Source organism: Leifsonia sp. Y878 (assembly GCF_057669685.1).
The window spans coordinates 165,250-186,141 of the sequence record NZ_JBYHFS010000005.1 but is presented as its reverse complement, the minus strand read 5'-3'; the positions used below and the strand labels follow the sequence as shown (position 1 = coordinate 186,141).

The following is a 20,892-nucleotide window of genomic DNA, read 5'->3' as shown; positions in this document are numbered from 1 at the left end:
TCACACGCCCTGTCGCGACGAGCTGAGCTACCTGAGCGCTGACTTCGGCGGTAGGGTGGCGACACCCAACCGATTGGATGTGAGATGACAAACCACTCGAAATCGCGACGCCAGCAGCATTTTGCGCCGGGCCCCAACGCACGAGCCGCATTGGGCGTCGCCGTGGTGTGGACCCTGGCCTGGAAGTCCGCCTCGCTGTGGCGCGCTGCGAAGAACGGCAGCAAGCCGTGGTTTGGTGTGCTCCTGCTCTCCAACACGCTGGGCGTCCTCGACGCCATCTATCTCTTCGGCGTCAACGGCGCACGGCGTCGCGCGGAACGCACAGAGCGGAAGATTCTCGCTGGCACCGGCGAGTCACCGCAACTCACAAACAGCTACGAGATCTGATCCACGGCGCCGCCCGATTCACCCAGCGACGGTCAGCACCATCGACCCTGATGCATGCCCAGCCCGCAGGTCGGACAGCGCTGAATCGAGGCCATCGAACGGTATCCGCGTGACGCTCGGGGACAGCTTCAGATTGTGCGCGACCTGCAGAAAGCGGATGCCGTCAGCCCGAGTATTCGCTGTCACGGTGCGCAGGTCGCGTTCGTGGAAGAGCGTCGACGAGTAGTCCAACGGCGGAACATCTGACATGTGGATTCCGGCGAGCGCGACGGTGCCGCCGGCTTTGGTCGCCGCGAGCGCCACAGGCACGAGCCCGCCGGCCGGGGCGAAGACGATTGCCGAGTCAAGCGGCTCAGGCGGGGCATCCGCTTCACCACCGACGAAGGCCACGCCGAGCTCGGTGGCCAGCTTCTGGTTCTGCGCGCCGCGGGTCATCGCGAAGACACGCGCCCCCGACGCCATGGCGAGCTGCGCGGTGACGTGGGCGCTCGACCCGAAGCCGTAGATGCCGAGGATGCCGCCCGGTGGCAGATTCGCCCGCATGAGTGCCCGAAACCCGATGATCCCTGCGCACAGCAACGGGGCGGTCTCGTAGGGATCGGCGTCGGCGGGCAACCGGTAGGCGTACCCCTCCGGAACCGTGGCGAACTCAGCGAAACCGCCATCAGCATCCCAGCCGGTGTACTCGGAGCGCGGGCAGAGGTTTTCTCTGCCCGACCGGCACCACTCGCACACCCCACAGGTGCGACGCAGCCAGGCGATGCCGACCACGTCGCCGCGACTCAGCTGTGTCACCCGCTCACCGGTGTCGATGACCGTGCCGATCACCTGGTGGCCGGGTATCACCCCAGGGAGGTGCACCGGAATGTCATGGTCAATCACATGCAGGTCGGTCCGGCAGATGCCGCACACCGTGACCTGCACGAGCACTTCGTCGGCGGCGGGCACCGGCAGGGCTCGCTCCACTCGTTCGATGGTTCCTGCGTTGTCGCCTGCCGCCCAGGCGTGCATGGTGTCTGGCATTGTCGACCTCCCTCGTGACAGGCAGCCCTCCAGAAAGTCAACACCGAATACGCGCAGTATTCATCCGCTACGTGGAAATGTGTTCACACGCGGTCGGGCGCTGCCGACGCCCTACCCCTGTGCAGTGTCCCCGTGCGCACCCCGCGACGCGGCACTGATCACCGCGGCCGCGTGCGCGCCAGCACGGCGCCCAGCGAAGATACCGTCAGCCAGCGAGAGCCCGGACAGGTAGCTGTTGGAGCACACGCCGACGGCTGTGCGTCCCGCGGCGTAGAGGCCGGAGATCACTCCCCCGTCGCGGTGCAGTACTTCCCCGCTCTGGCCGTCAACCTGCAGCCCACCGAGGGTGAGGCCGGGGATCGGGAAGAATGGCGCGTTCACCACCGAGATGTTGAATGCGTAGAACGGCGCTTTGCGTACCGGGTGGCAGACATCCGCTGCCTTGTGCGCTGGGTCGCCGGCGCCGGAGGCAAGACCGGCGTTGTATGCGTCGACCGTTCGGCGGAGGCCCCCCGCATCGACGCCCATCTTCTTGGCGAGCGATTCGAGCGTTCCGGCCTTTTTGTGGCCGAGGGTGGCCAGGTAGAACACCTGCAGCTTCTGGAAGATCTGCGCCTGGCTCTTCACCTGCTTCAGGGCCTTGCGCCAGTTGTCAGCGTCGTAGACAGCCCAGCCGCTTCCGCCGAATTCACGCATCAACACGTTGCCCTGCGTGGCTCCGTAGAGGTCTTCGTTGATGATCCGCTTGCCGTTCATGCCGACGGTGACCCCTTCGATGAATGCGGACGGCGGAGAGAGGAAGCGCCACGCCGTGACGTTCCCCATGTGCGAGACGGTGCCGCCGGCCGCGAGCCCCGTTTTGATGGCCCAGCCGTCGTCGGCCGGCGTGCCGAGCGGGGAGATCTTCTCGAAGATCGGCGCGTGTTCCTTGACCATCTCGCGGTTGTAGATGAAACCCCCAGCAGAGAGGATGACAGCGCTGGCGCGTGCCTCGAACTCCACAGCGCCCTCGTTCCACAGGCGCTCGATCTTCTTCACTGTTCCGGCGACAAGGTCGGGCGCCCAGTTGCCGAGCTTGGCGCTGCTCTTGGTGAGCTTTGCGTGCTTGGCAGCGTTCGGGTGGCTCTGGTCCAGTGCACGGTAGCGCACGCCGACCACGCGCTCGCCGTCCATCACGAGATCGCTCACCTGGGCGATCGGAACGAAGGTGACGCCCTTCTGTGCAGCGGATGCCCGCAAGTGGTTCCACAACACCTTGCCTGAGGCGAGACCCTTGGCCACTGCGCGGTGGCCGCGGGGTGCCGGTTCCGCCGTCAGGTTGTAGGGATACGCCTTCTCATTGCCCGAGTAGTACAGGTAGTAGTCGTCCGTCGGGTACGACGTTTTATACGGGGCGACAGAGCTGGCGAATTCGGCGCCCTGCTGTTCGAGCCAGGTGATCATTCCGGGGCTCTCGGCACAGAAGCGGCGCAGGGTCGCCTCATCAACCGCGTCCCCGACCTCCTGCACCAGGTAGTTGTAGAGGTTCTCTGGGGTATCGCTGTACCCGGCCTCCTGCTGCTGGGCCGTGCCACCACCGGCATATACGACGCCGCCGGAGAGCGCGCTGGCTCCACCGCCGTACCCACGGTCGAGCACGAGAACCCGCGCTCCGTTGTCGGCTGCTTCGATCGCCGCTGCGGCACCTGCGATGCCGTAGCCGACGACGATCACGTCGAATGTCTGAATGTGGGCCACGGCCGACCTCCTTGTCGTAGTAAACAACCGGTGGTCGTCCTGAGCACCGGCGTATTTTTGACAGACTATGCCTAAATTCCCCTCGTGAGCAAGAGCGCTAATCTGGGCGGATGGCGGGTGAGACGGTACGGCGGGGGCGACCTCCACTGCACGACATGGCAGAGTTGCAGCGCCGCGCGCTCGACGTGATCGCTCGCGACGGCTACGCCGACGTCACGATGGGCCAGGTGGCGGCCGAGATCGGCGTGAGCCTCCGCACCCTGCACCGCCACTTCCCCACCAAGTCCGACCTCGTCTGGGGAGCCCTCGACGATACGTTCACCCGGCTAAGCGCCAACCTGGCTGCGGCCAGCGAGCATCCGTCTGTGATTGCCGCGATCGGGACAGCCATTGTCGGGTCGTTCTCCGACGGCCAGGCGGAGGATGTCGCCGGACGCGAGCGCATGCGACTCATCGCCACGACGCCCGCGCTGCAGGCGGCCAAGTCAGAGGCGTTCCGACGCTGGCAGGATGATCTCGTTGAATTCGCCGCCGCGCGACTCGGGCTGAGCGCTGACGACGTGATCCCGCTGGCCATTGCCGCCGCGGTGCAGAGCGCGACGATGGCCGCACTCGCCTGGTGGGCGACGCATGAGGATGCCGGCCAACCGGCCGATGTGGTGGCCAGGGCTTTACGCGCGCTCGATGCGGATGCGCGCACGCCCAACTGAGCCCCAGCTGGGCCCCAAACTGAGCCCCAGCTGAGCCCCAGCCGACGAGCGGCCGTGCTGGGTCGACAGAATTATGTCATTGCGCGCCATAATACTTCGGCTCTAGCATGCCCATCATGGACACTCGAGAACTGACTGATCGCGCAGGCATCACCGATCTTCTCTACCGCTACGCCAGGGGAATCGACTCGAAGGACTGGGCACTCTGGCGCACAGTCTTCACCGATGACGCGCAGCTTGACTACAGCTCAGCCCACGGCCCCACGGGAGACCGTGAGGCCGTCGGCCAGTGGCTGGAGGCCTCCTTCGCCCACATCGAGGGCGCGCACCACTACATCACGAACATCGAAATCACCGTGGACGGCGACGAAGCCGAGGCGATTGCGCTGTTCTGGAACCCCTTCCGCGCAGCGTGGCGCGAGGAGTTCAGCGCGGCCGGAGGTTACTACCGGCACAAGCTGGTGCGCACGAGCGATGGCTGGCGGAGCCGCGAACTCTACGAGGACAACCGCTGGATCCAGAACTCGCCTGGCCTGCCGCCGGGCATGTGAGCCAACGCCCTCGGAGCCCTCGAAGCGGACCGCATCACCAACCGCGCGTCAGGACGCCACCACGAGGAAGCCGAGCACAGCGCTCACAATCGACAGCAGCGCAAGCACCAACGCAATGGTGACGGGCTCGTGGCGACGGGCGTGCACCACGACCGCGCCCACCATCACGATAGCCAGGCACACGGCGGCGATCGGGGCCAGCGCCGTCGCGACGCCGGTTACCAGCGGAAGGATCAAGCCCAGCCCACCGACCACCTCAGCTGCACCGATCAGCTTGATGCTTGACCCGCCGAAATCATCGGTCCAGCCCATTCCGGATGCCGCAAGCTTCGGCTTCGGGCTGGCGACCTTCATCGCTCCGGCGCCGACAAACGCGAGGGCGAGAAGTGCGTTGATGATCCATAGCGCAATAAGCATGAGTACTCCAGGGTGACGCCGCGGACGCGGCATGGGTGGGGATGAATTGAGGGGAGCGGCTCGACATCTTGTTGCCGCGGCAACAAGTAGACCACAACTTTTGTTGTCGCGGCAACCAATTCGCAGCTACGCAGATACAATCGAGTGATGGGGTATCAAGTTCCACGAATGGATGCGAGCGAGTCACGTGCGTGGCTCGCTTTGGTGGGCGCCATCGAGCTGCTCCCTGCAGCCTTGGACGCACATCTACAGGCCGATTCTGGTCAGACCCATTTTGAGTTCATGGCGCTCAGCCTGCTCAAAAACGCGCCGCACAACGTGTTGCGACTCACGGAGCTGGCCACAGCGTCCAACTCGACGCTCCCCCGGCTCTCCAAAGTGGTCACCCGGCTGGAGTCACGTGGGCTCGTTGAACGAAACCCCTGCGAAAGCGACGGGCGTGCGATCAACGTGCACCTGACCACCGCCGGCCGGAAGGCGCTCGTGCTCGCCACGCCAGGTCACATCGCGCACGTTCGCCGGCTCGTGATCGACGACCTCACGCCCGACCAGCTCACGGCACTTGCCAGCGCCCTGGAACCGATCATCGAGAAGCTCGATCCGCACCGGCGGCTCGGCGCGGCAGCCTGCCCCGGCTGAGCGCCGCAACGCCGTAGCGCCGTAGCGCGACACCCTTGACAGGTGACTTTTTGGTCACATAAAGTCGCGGCATGAGCGATGGATTGGTGTTCAAGGCACTCGCCGACGAGACCCGTCGCGCCTTGCTCGACTCGCTGTTCTCTCGCGGAGGGCAAACCCTGGGCGAACTCGTCAATGAGCACACAGAGATGACCCGGTTCGGCGTCATGAAGCACCTCAAGGTGCTCGAAGAGGCCGGTCTGGTCGTCAGTGAACGCCTGGGACGCGAGAAGCTGCACTACCTGAACCCCGTGCCTATCAGGCTCATCCACGACCGGTGGATCGACAAGTACACGGCCGAGCGCGTGGGGGCGCTCACCGGGCTGAAGAGCGAGTTGGAGGACGAATCATGACTGACGAGTTTCCTGTTGTCGCACCGCGCCTGCGCGACGAGCATCTGGCCGCGGCCAACCGTCGCGGCACCACACAGATCTACCAGATTGACATTGCCGCCACCCCAGAGCGCATTTGGGAGGCGATCACGGACCCCGGCTGGACGGTCCGTTACGGGTACGGCGGTCGTGCGTTCGTCGAGCCGCGGGTAGGCGGGCGCTATCAGGTCGAGAAACCACCGAACCTGCTGGTTGCCACCGAGGCCGAAGACGGCGCCGGCGGCACGGTTCCGGCGCCAGACATCATCATCGAGGGCGTTGTCACGGCCTACGATCCTCCCCGACTCCTGGCAACGAGGCTGCGATTTCTCGTCGCTCCCGATACCGCCGCTGAACCGCCGACCGAGGTCAGGTACGAGATCGAGCGCCTCACCGATGCCCGCTCCCGCCTGACCGTCACACACGAACTCCGCGGTGCTCCGCGGCTGGCCGCCGTCGTCAGCGGGGAGCTGGAGCACCTGGGTGCCGGGGGCGGACATCCGCTCATGCTGAACGAACTGAAGAGCCTTCTGGAAACAGGACACACCCTGCGCGAAGGCCGAGGACAAGGAGGCCACTGATGCCATCCCCCGAAGAACTCCCGGGGGTAACAGCTCCCGGTCGCGTCCCGACAACCACCGTCGATCCGCGGCGATGGCGAGCCCTTGGGGTGCTGGCGGCTATGCAATTCCTCCTGGTTGTCGACCTCACGGTGGTCAACATCGCATTGCCGCGCATCGGCGCTGATCTCAACCTCGGACCCGCGAATCTGGTCTGGGTCGTCGATGCATACGCGCTTACCGCTGGAGGACTGCTGCTCCTCGCCGGTCGGATCGCCGACCTCGCCGGGCGGCGCAGGATGTTTCTCATCGGAGTGTCCGTCTTCTCCGTGGGCTCAGCTCTCGCCGGCCTCGCGCCAGCCGGGTGGGTCCTCCTTGTCGGCCGTGTCATCCAGGGGGTGGGCGACGCCATTGCTGCACCAGCTGCATTGGCCCTCATTGTCGTGTTGTTCCCTGAGACCGGGGAGCGCGCCAAGGCGATCGGCATCTGGGGTGCACTGGCTGGCATCGGGGGCGTGACCGGCACTGTCATTTCTGGGGTGCTGACCGATGTGCTGAGCTGGCGGTTCGTGTTCCTCATCGCACTGCCGGTGGTCATCGCGGTTCTCGTGATCAGCCCTCGCCTGCTGTCGGAAAGCAGGATGCCGCGCGCGTCCAGGCCGGAGTTCGTCGGCGTGCTCGCCGGAACGGTTGGGCTCGCCGGTGTCATCTTCGGGTTGTTGCAGGCCGCAGAGGAAGCATGGACCGACCCACAGGTCTTCATCCCCCTGATAGGCGGAGCGCTGCTCTTCGCATTGATGTTCGTCATCGAAGCGCGAAGTCGCGATCCGCTGATACCGCTCACATTCTTCGCGAGCCGCACTCGGCTGACCGCCAACGCCGTCACGCTCGTGAACGCCGCGGCCTTCACCACCTTCCTCTTCATCCTGAGCCTCTACGTGCAGCAAATCCTGCACTACACACCACTCATCGCCGGGCTCGCCTATCTTCCGATCGGCATCGCCATAGGCGCAGGACTCGCACTCGGATCTGCCCTGATTCCCAAGGTGGGCCTACGTGTCGTTCTCGTAGCGGGGTGCGCCGTCACCGCGCTCGGGCTGGGCCTGACCGTTGCCCTGTTGGCCCCAGACGCGGCCTACTGGTGGCAGGTCGCACCCAGCATGGCGGTGGTCGGCCTCGGGCAGGGCCTGCTCCTGCCCAGCATGACCACCACTGCGCTGACGGGCGTCCATGAACGGGATGCTGGACTCGGATCGGGTGTGCAGGCCACCATGACCCACGCCGGCGGCGCCCTCGGCCTCGCGATTCTGGTCAGTATTGCGGTTCGGCACGCGGCGGATGTCGCTGTGGGCACACCATCCGTCGACGCTGCACTCGCCGGCTTCGGTCTCGCGCTGGGTATCGCGGCGGCTGGCATGGCCGTTGCAGGTGTGGCGGCCGCGGTTCTCGTGAGGGATCCGGCAGGGCACACTGACGTCGATCATGGCTAGCCGCAGCCACCGCAGCGTTCGCCCGACCGGCCCGGAAACCTGCCGACCACTATGGGCTTATGCGCGTGCCGTGGCCACCTCGCCCGCGAAGTCCGGCGCGGTGACCCGCTCAATAACATCGCTCAGCACATAGCGTTCGTCGGCACCTGTCACGCGATGCACGCCGCCCGTGATGCTGATCTCCGCTTCCGTCTCCTTCTCTGCGCACGACGGGCCAACCCACAGCTCGACAATGCCCGGCTCGACGATGCGGTCGAAACGCAGCCCGGTGAACGCCAGTCGCGCCGTCGGAACCTGGAAACGCACGACAGCCTCCTCCCCCGGCGCCAGGTCGACTCGGTGGTAGCCGAGAAGCTGGGCAACGGGTCGCGTCACGCTGGCGTGCACGTCACGCGCATAGAGCTGCACGAGGTCGGTCCCTGCACGCTCACCGGTGTTGCGGATGCGCACGCTCGCCGAGAACGTGTCGCCAGCGGTGACCTTGGTGTCGGCATCCAAATTCGTTCTCTCGAATGTCGTGTAGGTCAGGCCGTGCCCGAACGGCAGTACCGGCGTGTTGTCGACGCTCGTCACGTCGGACGGTCCGCCGAGGATCGGGTGGAGGTAGGTGAACGGCTGCGCCCCTGCGGACCTCGGTAGCGTCACGGGCAGGTGCCCGCTGGGCGAGACGGTGCCAGCGAGAATCGATGCGATCGCACCGCCGCCCTCTTCGCCGGGGAAGAAGGCCTGCAGCACCGCGGCCGGCGGGTTCGGTCCGTCGACGGCCCAGCCAATGGCGTACGGACGGCCAGACATGACCACCATGACGACAGGCGTGCCGCTGGCCACGACGGCTTCCACCAGTGCGCGCTGGATGCCGGGAAGCTCGAGGCTCTCCACGTCGTTGCCCTCGCCCATGGTGCCGCGGCCGAAGAGTCCGGCACGGTCGCCGACAACGACAACGGCGACCTCTGCGCCGCGAGCCGCTTCGACGGCAGTGGCGATGGCGGAGGCGTCATCCCCTTCCACATCGCAACCCGCTGCGAACACCACGTCGGCGCCCGGGAGTTCTTCACGGATGGCGTCAAGCACCGTGGGCATGTCGAGCTCAGCCGGCACACCGGGGTGGTGGGCCAGCACGTGATTCACGAACGAGTAGCAGCCCATCAGCGCCTCGGTTGAATCGGCGTTCGGACCGATCACCGCGACCCGGCCAGGAGCCCGCCCATCGGCATCCCGCAACGGCAGCAGCCCGTCGTTGGTGAGCAGAATCAGGGATTCTTCCGCCAGGTGGCGCGCCACCCTGCGGTGTTCTGGGGAGTCCAGGTCAATCGAGGTCGGCGGTGTGGCGAACGTTTCATCGAGGAGTCCGAGATCCTCCTTTTGTGCCAGCACGCGCAGCACAGCGGGATCGATGAGCGACTCAGCAGCCACTCCGGCCCGTATCCGCTCGAGAAGGGGCGTGACGAAGGCGTCTCCCGTTGGGAGTTCGACGTCGATCCCGGCGCGAATAGCCAGCTCCGCCGCTTCGCCCCTGTCACGGGCGACGGCGTGCATCAGGTGCAGGAACACAACGGAGAAGTAGTCGGAGACGACGACGCCGTCGAACCGCCACTGCTCGCGGAGAATCTCAGTGAGGTATTCCGGAGTCGCGCCGACCGGTGCCCCATCAATTTCGGAGTATGAATTCATCACCGACCGCACGCCACCGTCGATCACCGCCATCTCGAACGGCGGCAGGAAGACATCGTTGATCTCGCGTCTGCCGGCATGCACCGGCGCGTGGTTTCGGCCGGCCTGGGAGGCCGAATAGCCCACGAAATGCTTCAGGGTTGCGTGGACACCGGCTGCCTGGAGCCCGGTGACGTAGGCGGTACCGATCGTGCCGACGACATAGGGGTCTTCGGCGATGCACTCATCCACTCGCCCCCAGCGCGGATCGCGAATGACATCGAGCACGGGCGCGAGTCCCTGATGGATGCCGAGTTCCTTCATGGACTGCCCGATCAACTGCCCCATCTCTTGGACGAGGTCTGGGTTGAACGCAGCGCCCCACGCCAACGGCGTCGGGAAGGTGGCCGCCTTCCACGCGGCAAGCCCGGTGAGGCATTCCTCGTGCACGATGGCCGGGATGCCGAGGCGAGTCGTCTCCGTGAGACGGCGCTGCTCCGCCCACAGCCAGCCTGCCCGCTCCACGGGGTCGACCGGACGAGTGCCGTAGACCCTGGTGAGGTGGCCCAGGCCATGGACGGTGGCTTCGTCATACCGGGTGGATGACGCCATCTCCCCCGACAGGGGTGCGACGACCTCTCCGCCCTGGTCGACCCAGTACCCGACGAGTTGGGCGAGTTTCTCCTCCAGGGTCATCCGGGCATGCAGGTCACGGACGCGGTCGGAGACCGGGGGCAATTCTGGGTTGGTCACAACGTTCTCTCTCTACTTCGAAAAAAATCAGGAGCTGACGGATTCGCGGCGGGCAGATCAGCCCTTGACCGCTCCGGTCAGGCCGCCGACGATGCGGCGTTCGAACAGCGCGAAGAACACCAGCGCCGGGATCATGGACAGGGAGGTGAACGCCAGCACTTTCGCGGTATCCACCGAGTACTGCGAGGCGAAGGACTGCACGCCGAGGGGCAGCGTGAACACCGCATCGTTGTTCAGGATGAAGAGCGGGAGCAGGTAGCTGTTCCAGCTGGCGATAAACGCCAGGATTCCCACTGTGATGACGCCGGGCATGGCGAGCGGCACGATCATGCGCCAGAAGAAGCCGAGTCTGCTGCATCCGTCAATGAATGCCGCTTCCTGGATCTCGTCGGGGATGGCGCGCAGGAAAGGCACCAGGATGATGATCGTCGTGGGCAGCGCGAACGCGATTTGCGGCAGGATGACACCGCCCAGCGAGTTCATGAGTCCCAGGTTCTTGATCACCAGATACAGCGGGGTGATGGCCACGGTCATCGGGAACATCAGCCCGGCGGCGAACATCGCATAGATCACGCCGCGGCCCTTGAATGAGTACCTGGCGAGCACGTAACTGGCCATCAGGCCGAGCAACACGACACCGAATGTCGTGGCGAGTCCGGTGATGAGTGAGTTCCCGACCAAGCGCCAAAAGAGCCCGCCGGTGAGTACGTCGAGATAGTTGCCAATGTGCCACACCGATGGCAACCCTGACGGGTCGACGGTGATCTCAGAGTTCGTGCGGAATCCGCCGATGATGATGAACAGCACAGGGGCCAGCATCAACCCGACGACCACGACGGCGACGACGTAGGTGACGGGAGTGCCCCAACGGCGTGGCGCCTTGAGTGGCAGCATCGTGCTGGCCGGCACGGTCTGTAGGGCGGTCATGTGCTTTTTCCTTTTCCGGTGATGGCGCCTTCGGTGTCTCTGCGCAGCACGAAACGCTGATAGATCAGGGCAACGACGAGCGAGATCAGGAAGAGCACAACGGCGACGGCGTTTCCATAGCCGTAGTTGCCGGCATTCCGACCGTTGGCGACGAGATAGGTCGCCATGGTGGATGTGCCAGCGGTCGAGGCAATGTACTGGCCCCAAATGATGTAGACGAGGTCGAACAGCTGCAGCGCCCCGATGATCGAGAGGAACGCCCAGATGCGAAGCGTGGGCGCCAGCAACGGCAGCGTGATGTGCCGCTGCACCTGCCAGAAACTCGCCCCGTCGATCGCGGCCGCTTCGGGGAGCTCCTCCGGGATCCCCTGCAGGCCGGCGAGGAAGAGAATCACGGCGAAGCCGACGTACTTCCAGGTGAGGATCAGCATCAACGTCCAGATCGCGATGTCGGGATTCGACAACCAGTCCTGTTGAAAACTGCCAAGGCCGATCTTCTCCAGAAATCCGTTGACCGCGCCGTTGGTCTGCAGCATCAGGCTCCAGCCGGTGCCGACGACAACCTCTGAGATGACGTATGGCACGAAGATGAGCACGCGGATGATGGACTGCCCGCGCAGCTTCCGGTTCAGAAGCAGGGCAAGGAGGATGGCGACCGGCCCCTGAAGCACAATCGACAGCACAACGATGATCCCGTTGTGGGTGAGAGCATCCTGGAACGTCGGGTCCTGGAAGATCGTGACGTAGTTCTTGAACCCGATGAAGTCTGTCGGCGGTCCGTAGCCCTGCCAGCTGAAGAACCCGTAGTAGGCGGCCATGACGACAGGGAAGATGACGAAGGCGAGGAAGACCACGAGCGCCGGTCCGACCAGGACGGCAATCTCGGCTTTGGCTCCCCACGTGATTCGTCCGCGACGCCGCACGGGCGGGGACGCGGGCACAGTGCCCACATCCCCGCCTTTCGCGAGATCCACCACTGGTCGCGTCGATGTATTCTCGCGAAGTGACATATCGCGACGCCTAGGCCTTCTTGGCCGCGTCGTTGACCGCCTGGATGAGCTGCTCAGGGCTGCCCTTGCCGGCCAGCAGGTCGACAACTCCGACGTTCAGCGCGTTTCCGACGTTCTGTCCGTAGACCGTGTCAAGCCACTGGGAGACGTACGGGGCCTTGTTGTATGCCTCGATGATCTGCTTCAGGTACGGCTCCGTGACGGCTTCCTGAGCCACGGTGTTCACGGGAGGCGCATTGAAGGCTGCGTAGTACGCCTTCTGCACGTCGGCGCTGCCGATGTAGTTGAGGAAGTCGACGCACTCTTTCGGTGCATCCACCGAGCAGGAGTAGCCATCGACACCGCCGAGGATCGAGCCGGGCTCACCATCGCCGCCGTCAATCTCGGGGAACGGGAACCAGGCGAGGTCAGCCAGCGGCTGGGCGTCTGGCGTCAAGGACGCGATCACGCCAGGGTTCCATGCGCCCATCAGCTCCATGGCGGCCTGGTGGTTGGCTACGAGACCGGCCGAGCTGCCGGCACCCTGCTGGGCTGCGGTGGTCAGGAAGCCCTGGTTGAACGGTTCGGTGTCCGCGAACTTCTGCAGGTCTTCGCCGGCCCTGATCCAGCAGTCGTCGGTGAACGTCATCGTGTCTGCCGCCTCGGCCAGTACGTCTGGGCTGCACTCGCGGAGGGCGAAGAAGTAGTACCAATGCGCGGCGGGCCATGCATCCTTGGCACCCAGAGCGATTGGCGCAACGCCAGTGCCCTTGAGCTTCTCCACGGCCACATCGAGGTCATCGATTGTTGTGGGCGTCTCGGTGATTCCCGCTGCGGTGAACAGATCCTGGCTGTAGAAGAGTCCGCCAGGGAGCACGGAGACCGGCATCGCATAGACCTTGTCGTCGAGGCTGTTGGCGATGAACGACCCCTCGGGGATCTCCTCCTTGACCTGGTCTGACAAGCCATCGGTGATGTCCATCAGCTGGCCGGCCTTGACCATGGCGGCCATCTTGCCGCCACCGCGCTGCAGGAAGATATCGGGCGCGTCGCCGGAGTTGAGAGCCGTCTGGAGCTTGCCGTCGAGGTCTTCGTTCTGGATGGGCTGGATCTTGATCGTCACTCCGGGATTGTCGGATTCGAAGTCCGCGACAGTCTTTTCCCAGAAGTCCTGGCCGGGGCCGGTGCTGGAGTTGTGCCAGAGGCTCATTGTCACGTCGCCGCCGGAGGACGAGTCTCCTGAGCCGTCAGCGCTGCAGGCAGAGAGCCCCAGCGTGCCAAGGACCAGGACCGTGGAACCTGCGAAGATCTTCTTCGCCTTCGTGCGGTTCAACATCATGTGGTTCAACCTTTTCTCTTCATTGAGGAACACCATCGGGTGCCGAGGTGGGTGTGGGGCTGTGCCCCGAGGGGAGTGTGCCCCGAAGGGCGGTGCTGCTGTTTCAGGCCGAGGAGACGCTCCGTGAAGCCATGCTCCCAGACTCGAATTAGGCATCAGTGTCACAGTCGAAAAAAGTTGTGTCAAACGTTTTCGAAAACAGTTTCCATGCCCCTATGCTGAGGCCATGACGCCCCGCCCCACCATCCATGACGTTGCCGCCGCTGCCGGCGTCTCAGTCGCGACGGTGTCGAAGGCCGTCAACGGTCGCTACGGAATCTCAAGTGCGACAGCCCAGCGGGTGCTCGATGTCGTGCAGGAGCTGGGTTACGAGTCGAGCCTCGTCGCCAGCAGCATGCGCGCCAGGAGAACGGGAGTCATCGGCATCCTGGTGGCCGATTTTGAGCCATTCAGCGCTGAGATCCTGAAGGGCGTCGGCGCCGCCCTGCAGGATTCCCGCTACGACCTGCTCGCCTATAGCGGCTCCCGCCAGAACGAGACCAATGGCTGGGAGCGGCGGTCGCTCAGTCGACTGAGTGGCACGCTGATCGACGGCGCGATCATGGTGACGCCGACGGTTGACACAGCATCGTCTGAGATTCCGGTTGTCGCCATTGATCCCCATACTGGGCGGGCTGATCTGCCCACCGTGGAATCCGACAGCTTCGGTGGGGCGCTGCAAGCCACGAGATACCTCATCGAGCTAGGGCATCGGCGAATCGGCTTCCTCGCGGGTCGCCCAGACCTGCGTTCGGCGGGACTCCGCGAGGCCGGTTATCGCCAGGCACTTGCCGATGCCCACATTCCGTTCAACCCTGCACTCACCAGGGTCGGACGCTACGAGCGCGAGTCGGCCAAGGCGCCAGCCGCTTCACTGCTGTCGATGGCCGACCGCCCTACCGCGGTGTTCGCCGCGAATGACCTCTCAGCGATCGCCATCATCCAGGTTGCTGCCGAACTCGGACTTGAGGTGCCAGGCGACCTGTCGGTCATCGGGTTCGATGACATTCCAGAGGCATCGCAGATGCACCCGGCGCTTACGACGATTCGTCAGCCCATGAAGAAGCTCGGCGCCACCGCCGCGAGCATGCTCGTCACCCTCCTGAACGGAGAGTCGCTGGCGCAGAACCATGTCCGGCTCCCCACCGGGTTGGTTCGCCGTTCAACGACGGCACCACCGCGATGATCGTGACACTCTTAACTGACGATCTGTTCGCGTTCCGCGTTGTCCGAAATCTTGCGCAGGAGTGCGGCCAGGGTCGCCTGTTCGTCGTCGTCGAGACCAGCCAATAGTCGACGACTCTGCTCAAAGCAACGCAGGATCTCCACTTCCACGAGCTGCCGGCCCCGCTCTGTCAGCTCCAGCATCACGACACGGCCGTCACGCTCGGTTCGTTGTCGAACGATCAACCCGGCGCTTTCCAGCCGTGCTGTCAGCTTGGTCGTCGCCGCACCGCTCAGCATGGTCTGCGCGGTGACTTCGCTGGCGCGCAGCGCATGTTCACTTCGGGCCAGAGCGCACAATACGTCGAATTCCGACCGTGACACCCCGCTCGGCGCCAACACTCGAGCCAGCTGCTGGGAAGACTGGGCGCTGATCCGGTCAATGCGCCCCACGAATTCCATCGGCGTCGTATCGAGATCGGGCAGCGTGCGCTCCCAGCTCGCCCGCAGGCGACTGATGAAGTCGCTGCTCTGGCGCCCATCGATGGTCACGCAATTAAGCATAGTTCGCGCGGTGTTTAAGAGAAGCTTTACCCGTGAGATATCCGGGTTTTGCGCTGAACGGCGGCTCAGCTGTCAGCTATCAGCTCTCGGCTCGCTCTCGGCCTTCAGAGGAAGTTGGCGCACGCTGGTGAAACGTCGCTCCCCGCCATCGATGGGATCGGTGAATGTCAGTTCGCTCGCCAGCAGCTGCAGCGGGGTGGAGAAATCGTCAACGGCCACCCCGCGAATGATGGGGTACAACGGATCGCCGGTGATAGGCGCGCCAAGACCCAGCATGTGCATCCGAAGCTGGTGGGTGCGGCCGGTTCGGGGCGTCAGCCGATAAATGGCCGAGTCGCCTATGACGAGCTCGCGCTCGATCAGCGATTCTGAATTGGCCGGAGCATCGGGGTCAACCTCGGCCTGCAGCTGACCGCGGTGCTTGATGAGGTGGTTGCGAACGGTGACCGGCTGCTCCAGCTCTGGCCGGTTCGGTGCCAGCGCGCGATACGTTTTGCTCATCTCGCCGCGCTGGAACATCGTCTGGTACTCCCCCCGCCAACGCCGTTCCGTCGCCAGCACAAGTAGACCGGATGTCACGCGGTCGAGTCGGTGGAGCGGCGAGAGTTCTGGCAGGCCCAGCTCCGCGCGGAGGCGCACCACAACACTTTGCTGCACGTGCTTGCCTCGCGGAATGGTCGAGAGGAACGGGGGCTTGTCGATGACGACGATCCGGTCATCTCGATGGACCACGTGGATGCGCCCGGGCACAACCTCCTCCGCCGACAAATCGCGATGAAACCAGACGAAGGTGTGCGGCTGATAGGCGTCGTGCCAGCCAACCGGTTCACCCGACTCGTAGACGATGCGTTCCTGCGTGAGGAAGGCCGGCACGTCGATGTGTTCCGACAAGCGCTCGTGCAACCAGCCACCAATGTGTGGCCACGGCAGGGGCTCTGCGCTGTCACGGTCTGGAGTACGCAGCCACGCGGCATCCAGCCCATTTCGTTGCGGCAGCGGAGAGCGTGGGGGCATCACACGATCGTACGTGACTCAGCAGCAGGGCGGCGCAGCCCTGAGCTGCTAGCATCGGCACCCTCGAGCCCATGCTCTCCGCACGTAAGGACGATGCCCGTGCCTGACCAGAGAACCAACGCAGACGCACGCGCCGCAACCGATGGCGCTCCATCGGAAGTGTCGGCGGCGAATGACAACGGGTGGTACGAGATTATTGCTGCGCTCCTGGTCATGCTGGGCGGCGCGATCCTTCCCGTTGTCGGCGTCGTTGCCGGCCTGGTCATGGTCTGGTTCTCCCGGGTCTGGACGCGTGCCGACAAGTGGATCGCGACGCTCATCCCGATCGCGGTCCTCGCCCTGGTGCTCGTTGGCGGCGCCGTGTCGTCCGCGCTGTCCGGATCGCCGCAAGCGGAGCCAGTCGGCGAGGTTCGGAACCCTCTCATACCCGCCTTTTTCGATGTCGTGTGGATGAGCATCGTGCTGGTGGGTGTGGTGCAGGTGGGCGTGGGGATCTGGCTGCTGGTGGCAGCACAGCGACGACGCACCCGACGCTAGACGGCGCCCGGACAGTTTCGACCGCCGAGAGTCGCCGAGAATCGCCGGTACTGCCGAGAGTCGCCGTTCCAACGGCGACTCTCGGTACGAACGGCGACTCTCGAGGGTTGAGGGGCGACTCCCGAGGGTTGAGAGGCGACTCCCGAGGGTTGAGAGGCGACTCTCGAGGGTTATTAGTCGGCCGGCGGCCGCTTCCGTTGTTGCTTCGTCTCCGAGCGCTGGCCCTTGGCCGCCAGCCGCCGCCGCTGTGATCCCTTGGTGGGCTTGGTCGGACGGCGCTTGGGCGCATCGGGCGCGAGGCCGGCGCTGACCAGGTCGGCAAGCTTGGCCAGCGCGATCTCGCGATTGCGCAGCTGCGAGCGCCGCTCCGACGCGGTGATGGTGACCACCCCGGCGTTGAGACGGTGTGCGAGGCGGGTGAGCAGCAGCATCCGCTGACCTGCAGAGAGCACCGAGGAGTCGGCGACGTTCCAGGAGAGTTCGACGCGGCTGTCTGACGTGTTGACGTGCTGGCCGCCAGGCCCTGAGGAACGCGAGAACCGCCAGTCGAGCTCAGACGCAGGAATGGTGAGCGCGGGCGACACCTCCAGATCCATGCATCAAGCGTGGCATGGACTGGACTTGACCGACACCACAGAACGTCGGACTGCGTGCCGCGCGACTTCGGACTCCGATCTTCGATGATGTCGGCAAAACGAAAGCCCGTGGTGTACTGTCAAAGGAACATACCGGCTGGTCGGTCTGCGAGAGTGCAGCGAACTCGAAGGGGAGTCAATGCAGAGATTTGAGGGCAGGGTCGCCCTGATCACAGGCGGCAGCCGCGGCATCGGCCTCGCCATCGCCCGCCGCCTCGTCGCCGAAGGGGCACACGTTGTCATCACGGGGCGAAATCAAGACTCCCTGGACGCCGCCATTGCCGAGCTCGGCAGCGAGCACGCCAGCGCGGTGGCCGGAAAAGCCGATGACGCGGCGCACCGTGCCGCGGTCTTCGCCCACATCATCGCGCGTCACAATCGCCTCGACCACCTCGTCAACAACGCCGGCATCAATCCGGCGTTTGGCCCGGTGCTTGAGATCGACGTATCCATTGTGCGCAAGATTCTCGAGGTCAACGTGGTCGCCGCCCTCGAGTGGACCAGGGACGCGGTGGCCGTCGGCCTCAGCCGTTCGGTCGTCAACCTCGCTTCGATCTCAGCCCTGTCCGCGAGTCCGGGAATCGCCTTCTATGGCGTCTCGAAAGCGGCGCTCATCAACCTGACCACCCAGCTCGCCTACGAACTTGCCCCGACAATTCGGGTCAACGCGGTCGCTCCGGCCGTGATCAAGACAGACTTCGCCCGCGCGCTCTACGAGGGCAAGGAGGCCGCCGTCGCTGCCGAGTACCCGCTCGGACGCCTCGGCGTGCCCGACGACGTCGCGGGTCCCGTGGCGTTCTTGCTCTCGGAGGACGCGGGCTGGATCACCGGCCAGTGCCTCGTGATCGACGGTGGCGGCAGCATCCGCCCAATTGGATAAAGGAAACACGCATGAGAGAAACCAGTGTCGTAGACGACATCACCAAGGCCGCCGTTGAGCTGTTCGCGGCTCACGGCTACGCCAACACCAGCGTGCAGCAGGTGGTCGAGACCGCCGGCGTCACCAAGGGCGCGATGTACCACTACTTCCAGTCAAAAGACGACCTCTTGTTCGCGATCTACGAGCGTATTCTCACGCTGCAGCAGGCCAACCTCGACGAGATCATCGCCCGCGGCGGGCCCGTCGACGAGGTGCTGCGCGCCGCCTGCATCGACGTCATCGAGACCTCGATCGACTTCTTGCCGGAAGGAACCGTCTTCTTCCGCAGCATGAACATGCTCTCGCAGCCCAGGCAGCACGAGGTCACTCGCCGCCGCCGCGCGTACAACGACGTGTTCAGCACGCTCGTCGAACAGGGGCAGGCCGAGGGCGTCTACCGCACCGACATTCCGCGCCCCGTGCTTATCGCCCATTTCTTCAGCGACGTGCACTACCTGTCGCAGTGGTATTCGCCGGAGGGCCCAGAGAGCAAAACTCTCGTGGCGCAGCAGCTCAGCGATCTCTTCCTCGTGAGCATTGCGGCGACTCATGCTTAGCCCCGAGCAGCTTGTCCCAGTGCCGCTCATCCCAGAGCGGATGCGGGCGTGGCGAGTTGTCCGCCACGGCGAGCCCGCAGAGGTCCTTGAGTTGCATGAGGTGCCGGTGCCGGCGCCTGCGGCAGGCGAAGTGCTCGTGCGCACGCGCGCCGTGGCCGTGAATTTTCCCGACGTGCTGCTTGCGCGCGGCGAATACCAGGTGCGTCCTGAGATTCCCTTCAGCCCCGGCATTGAGCTCTGCGGCGAGATCGTCGCCCTGGGCCAGGGAACGGATGATGACACCACCGGGCTCGTGGTCGGCGACCGTGTAGTCGGCTCAGCCATCGGGGTGCTCGCCGAGTACGCCGCGCTGCCTGCAGCCGCCGTGCATCGCGCGCCCGCGAACCTCGACGACGTGCAGGCCGCCGGGCTCACGATCGCCTACCAGACGGCGTGGTTCGGATTGCATAGACGGGCAGCGCTACAGCCTGGCGAAACCCTGCTCGTGCACGCAGCAGCCGGCGGCGTCGGCAGTGCGGCCGTGCAGCTCGGGGTGGCGGCAGGGGCACGCGTGATCGGCGTGGTGGGTAGCGCCGCCAAAGCTGAATCCGCGCGGGCGGCCGGCGCCGAGATCGTTGTCGTTCGCGGCGAAGAGGACTTTGTCGCTCGAGTCAACGAGGCGACAGGCGGCCGGGGCGCCGACGTAGTCTTCGACCCGGTCGGCGGTGAGAGCTTCGAGCGATCAACCAAGTGCATCGCCTTTGAGGGGCGCATCGTGGTGGTCGGATTCGCCGGTGGCGCGATTCCAGCGGTCAAGGCGAACCATGCACTCGTCAAGAACTATGGCGTGTTGGGCCTGCACTGGGCTCTCTACCAACAGCGCCGTCCCGAGCTCGTACGCGAGGCACACGATGCGCTGGTTCGACTCGCCGACGCGGGTGCGATCACACCACTCGTCGGCGGCATCGTCGGCTTTGACGATGCGCCTGCTGCGATCCAGGAACTGGCCGGCGGTCAGACAGTCGGACGTCTCGTCATCCGTTTCGACTGACGATTTTCGACTGACTTTTTTCGACTGACTTTTTTCGACTGAACACTTTCGACCGAACACTTTCGACCAATCCACACCGACACCTCTATAAGGAGCCACCGTGACGAATCTCGAAGGCCGGGTCGCTGTCGTAACCGGCGGGGCCCGCGGGCTCGGCGCAGCCTACGTGCGCGCACTGCACGCCGCCGGTGCCCGCATAGTCGTCGCCGATGTGCTCGTGGATGAGGGTGCGGCTCTGGCTGCCGAGCTCGGTGACGACGTGATCTTCGAACAGCTCGATGTCACGAACGAGGAGGATTGGACGCGCGTCGTCGATCGCTCGATCGAGGCATTTGGGTCGCTCGATGTGCTCGTCAACAACGCCGGTATCGCCAACGCCGCCCCGATCGAGCACTACACGACAGCCAAATGGGATGCCGTAATCGCGGTCAACCTCACGGGAACGTTCCTGGGCTGCCGGGCAGTCGTGCCCACCATGAAAAGCCAATCGGCTGGCTCGATCATCAATGTCTCATCGGTGGAAGGGTTGCGGGGCAGCCCGAGCCTGCATGGCTATACCGCGTCAAAGTTCGGGGTACGAGGGCTCACCAAGTCACTCGCCGTCGAGCTCGGGCCGGCCGGCATTCGTGTGAACTCGGTGCATCCGGGTCTCATCCTCACCGATATGACGACGCGCATCGACCCAGAGGCGCTCTCCATTCCGCTCGGTCGACCTGCCCTGCCTGAGGATGTCGCCGGTACCGTCGTATTTTTGGCGAGCGATGCCTCCGCATACACGACGGGCGCTGAGTTCGTAGTCGACGGCGGCATGACCACCGCCATCGCCCACCGCTAGCGGACTCTCCAGACAG

General features: G+C 64.9%; 23 protein-coding genes. 13 read left to right on the top strand and 10 right to left on the bottom strand.

Annotated elements, in window-relative coordinates; all coding sequences use genetic code 11:
- Window positions 1–84 precede the first annotated feature (84 nt).
- Window positions 85–387: a DUF5652 family protein gene (locus AC25Y4_RS16030; protein WP_488121433.1), complete on the top strand. Its 303-nt coding sequence runs from the start codon at window positions 85–87 to the stop codon at window positions 385–387.
- Window positions 388–405: 18 nt separating this feature from the next.
- Here the strand turns inward: AC25Y4_RS16030 and AC25Y4_RS16025 are convergent, their stop codons facing one another.
- Entirely contained in the window at window positions 406–1,410 is a 1,005-nt protein-coding gene (locus AC25Y4_RS16025) for a zinc-binding alcohol dehydrogenase family protein (protein ID WP_488121432.1), read from the bottom strand.
- A gap of 111 nt (window positions 1,411–1,521) precedes the next feature.
- The gene (locus AC25Y4_RS16020; RefSeq protein WP_488121431.1) at window positions 1,522–3,294 is read right to left on the bottom strand and encodes an FAD-binding protein; all 1,773 of its coding nucleotides are present in this window, start codon (window positions 3,292–3,294) and stop codon (window positions 1,522–1,524) included.
- Window positions 3,295–3,302: 8 nt separating this feature from the next.
- On the opposite strand from AC25Y4_RS16020, the gene AC25Y4_RS16015 reads away from it, so the two are divergent.
- Entirely contained in the window at window positions 3,303–3,857 is a 555-nt protein-coding gene (locus AC25Y4_RS16015) for an acyl-CoA-like ligand-binding transcription factor (protein ID WP_488121430.1), read from the top strand.
- A 116-nt stretch (window positions 3,858–3,973) separates the two neighbouring features.
- A complete protein-coding gene (locus tag AC25Y4_RS16010) occupies window positions 3,974–4,408 on the top strand; it encodes a nuclear transport factor 2 family protein (protein ID WP_488121429.1) in 435 nt (144 codons plus the stop codon).
- 48 nt (window positions 4,409–4,456) lie between these two features.
- Here the strand turns inward: AC25Y4_RS16010 and AC25Y4_RS16005 are convergent, their stop codons facing one another.
- Window positions 4,457–4,825: a DoxX family protein gene (locus AC25Y4_RS16005; RefSeq protein ID WP_488121428.1), complete on the bottom strand. Its 369-nt coding sequence runs from the start codon at window positions 4,823–4,825 to the stop codon at window positions 4,457–4,459.
- Between the two features lie 168 nt (window positions 4,826–4,993).
- Here AC25Y4_RS16005 and AC25Y4_RS16000 point away from each other — a divergent pair, with 168 nt between their 5' ends.
- The 4 genes from AC25Y4_RS16000 (at window position 4,994) to AC25Y4_RS15985 (ending at window position 7,924) form a co-directional block, all read left to right on the top strand.
- Window positions 4,994–5,464: a MarR family winged helix-turn-helix transcriptional regulator gene (locus AC25Y4_RS16000; protein ID WP_488121427.1), complete on the top strand. Its 471-nt coding sequence runs from the start codon at window positions 4,994–4,996 to the stop codon at window positions 5,462–5,464.
- Between the two features lie 71 nt (window positions 5,465–5,535).
- On the top strand, window positions 5,536–5,856 hold the full coding sequence (locus AC25Y4_RS15995) for an ArsR/SmtB family transcription factor (protein ID WP_488121426.1): 321 nt from the start codon (window positions 5,536–5,538) through the stop codon (window positions 5,854–5,856).
- Window positions 5,853–6,455 (top strand): SRPBCC domain-containing protein, encoded by a 603-nt coding sequence (locus AC25Y4_RS15990; protein WP_488121425.1) that lies wholly within the window; start codon window positions 5,853–5,855, stop codon window positions 6,453–6,455. Before AC25Y4_RS15995 ends, AC25Y4_RS15990 begins: the two co-directional genes overlap by 4 nt.
- Window positions 6,455–7,924, top strand: coding sequence for an MFS transporter (locus AC25Y4_RS15985; protein WP_488121424.1), 1,470 nt, complete (start codon window positions 6,455–6,457; stop codon window positions 7,922–7,924). Before AC25Y4_RS15990 ends, AC25Y4_RS15985 begins: the two co-directional genes overlap by 1 nt.
- Before the next feature lie 57 nt (window positions 7,925–7,981).
- On the opposite strand, the gene AC25Y4_RS15980 is transcribed toward AC25Y4_RS15985, so the two are convergent.
- The 4 genes from AC25Y4_RS15980 to AC25Y4_RS15965 are packed head-to-tail and all read right to left on the bottom strand — an operon-like array spanning window position 7,982 to window position 13,579.
- Window positions 7,982–10,327, bottom strand: coding sequence for a beta-xylosidase/alpha-l-arabinosidase (locus AC25Y4_RS15980; RefSeq protein ID WP_488121423.1), 2,346 nt, complete (start codon window positions 10,325–10,327; stop codon window positions 7,982–7,984).
- 57 nt (window positions 10,328–10,384) lie between these two features.
- Complete coding sequence (locus AC25Y4_RS15975; protein WP_488121422.1) at window positions 10,385–11,254, bottom strand: carbohydrate ABC transporter permease; 870 nt, start codon at window positions 11,252–11,254, stop codon at window positions 10,385–10,387.
- On the bottom strand, window positions 11,251–12,264 hold the full coding sequence (locus AC25Y4_RS15970) for a carbohydrate ABC transporter permease (RefSeq protein WP_488121421.1): 1,014 nt from the start codon (window positions 12,262–12,264) through the stop codon (window positions 11,251–11,253). Before AC25Y4_RS15970 ends, AC25Y4_RS15975 begins: the two co-directional genes overlap by 4 nt.
- A 10-nt stretch (window positions 12,265–12,274) precedes the next feature.
- On the bottom strand, window positions 12,275–13,579 hold the full coding sequence (locus tag AC25Y4_RS15965; protein ID WP_488121475.1) for an ABC transporter substrate-binding protein: 1,305 nt from the start codon (window positions 13,577–13,579) through the stop codon (window positions 12,275–12,277).
- Between the two features lie 229 nt (window positions 13,580–13,808).
- Here AC25Y4_RS15965 and AC25Y4_RS15960 point away from each other — a divergent pair, with 229 nt between their 5' ends.
- Complete coding sequence (locus tag AC25Y4_RS15960; RefSeq protein WP_488121420.1) at window positions 13,809–14,807, top strand: LacI family DNA-binding transcriptional regulator; 999 nt, start codon at window positions 13,809–13,811, stop codon at window positions 14,805–14,807.
- Between the two features lie 11 nt (window positions 14,808–14,818).
- Here AC25Y4_RS15960 and AC25Y4_RS15955 read toward each other — a convergent pair whose 3' ends face one another.
- A complete protein-coding gene (locus tag AC25Y4_RS15955; protein WP_488121419.1) occupies window positions 14,819–15,337 on the bottom strand; it encodes a MarR family winged helix-turn-helix transcriptional regulator in 519 nt (172 codons plus the stop codon).
- An 84-nt stretch (window positions 15,338–15,421) separates the two neighbouring features.
- The gene (locus AC25Y4_RS15950) at window positions 15,422–16,363 is read right to left on the bottom strand and encodes a pseudouridine synthase (RefSeq protein WP_488121418.1); all 942 of its coding nucleotides are present in this window, start codon (window positions 16,361–16,363) and stop codon (window positions 15,422–15,424) included.
- 99 nt (window positions 16,364–16,462) lie between these two features.
- Between AC25Y4_RS15950 and AC25Y4_RS15945 the strand changes: the two genes are divergently transcribed.
- Window positions 16,463–16,900, top strand: coding sequence for a hypothetical protein (locus AC25Y4_RS15945; protein WP_488121417.1), 438 nt, complete (start codon window positions 16,463–16,465; stop codon window positions 16,898–16,900).
- A 173-nt stretch (window positions 16,901–17,073) separates the two neighbouring features.
- Here AC25Y4_RS15945 and arfB read toward each other — a convergent pair whose 3' ends face one another.
- Complete coding sequence (arfB, locus tag AC25Y4_RS15940; RefSeq protein ID WP_488121416.1) at window positions 17,074–17,496, bottom strand: alternative ribosome rescue aminoacyl-tRNA hydrolase ArfB; 423 nt, start codon at window positions 17,494–17,496, stop codon at window positions 17,074–17,076.
- Between the two features lie 178 nt (window positions 17,497–17,674).
- On the opposite strand from arfB, the gene AC25Y4_RS15935 reads away from it, so the two are divergent.
- The 4 genes from AC25Y4_RS15935 (at window position 17,675) to AC25Y4_RS15920 (ending at window position 20,876) form a co-directional block, all read left to right on the top strand.
- Window positions 17,675–18,415 carry an SDR family oxidoreductase gene (locus AC25Y4_RS15935; protein WP_488121415.1) on the top strand — a complete coding sequence of 247 codons (741 nt, stop codon included), beginning with the start codon at window positions 17,675–17,677 and terminating at the stop codon, window positions 18,413–18,415.
- An 11-nt stretch (window positions 18,416–18,426) separates the two neighbouring features.
- Window positions 18,427–19,011, top strand: coding sequence for a TetR/AcrR family transcriptional regulator (locus tag AC25Y4_RS15930; RefSeq protein WP_488121414.1), 585 nt, complete (start codon window positions 18,427–18,429; stop codon window positions 19,009–19,011).
- Window positions 19,004–20,041: an NADPH:quinone oxidoreductase family protein gene (locus AC25Y4_RS15925; protein ID WP_488121413.1), complete on the top strand. Its 1,038-nt coding sequence runs from the start codon at window positions 19,004–19,006 to the stop codon at window positions 20,039–20,041. Before AC25Y4_RS15930 ends, AC25Y4_RS15925 begins: the two co-directional genes overlap by 8 nt.
- A gap of 100 nt (window positions 20,042–20,141) precedes the next feature.
- Window positions 20,142–20,876: a glucose 1-dehydrogenase gene (locus AC25Y4_RS15920; protein WP_488121412.1), complete on the top strand. Its 735-nt coding sequence runs from the start codon at window positions 20,142–20,144 to the stop codon at window positions 20,874–20,876.
- Window positions 20,877–20,892 lie beyond the last annotated feature (16 nt).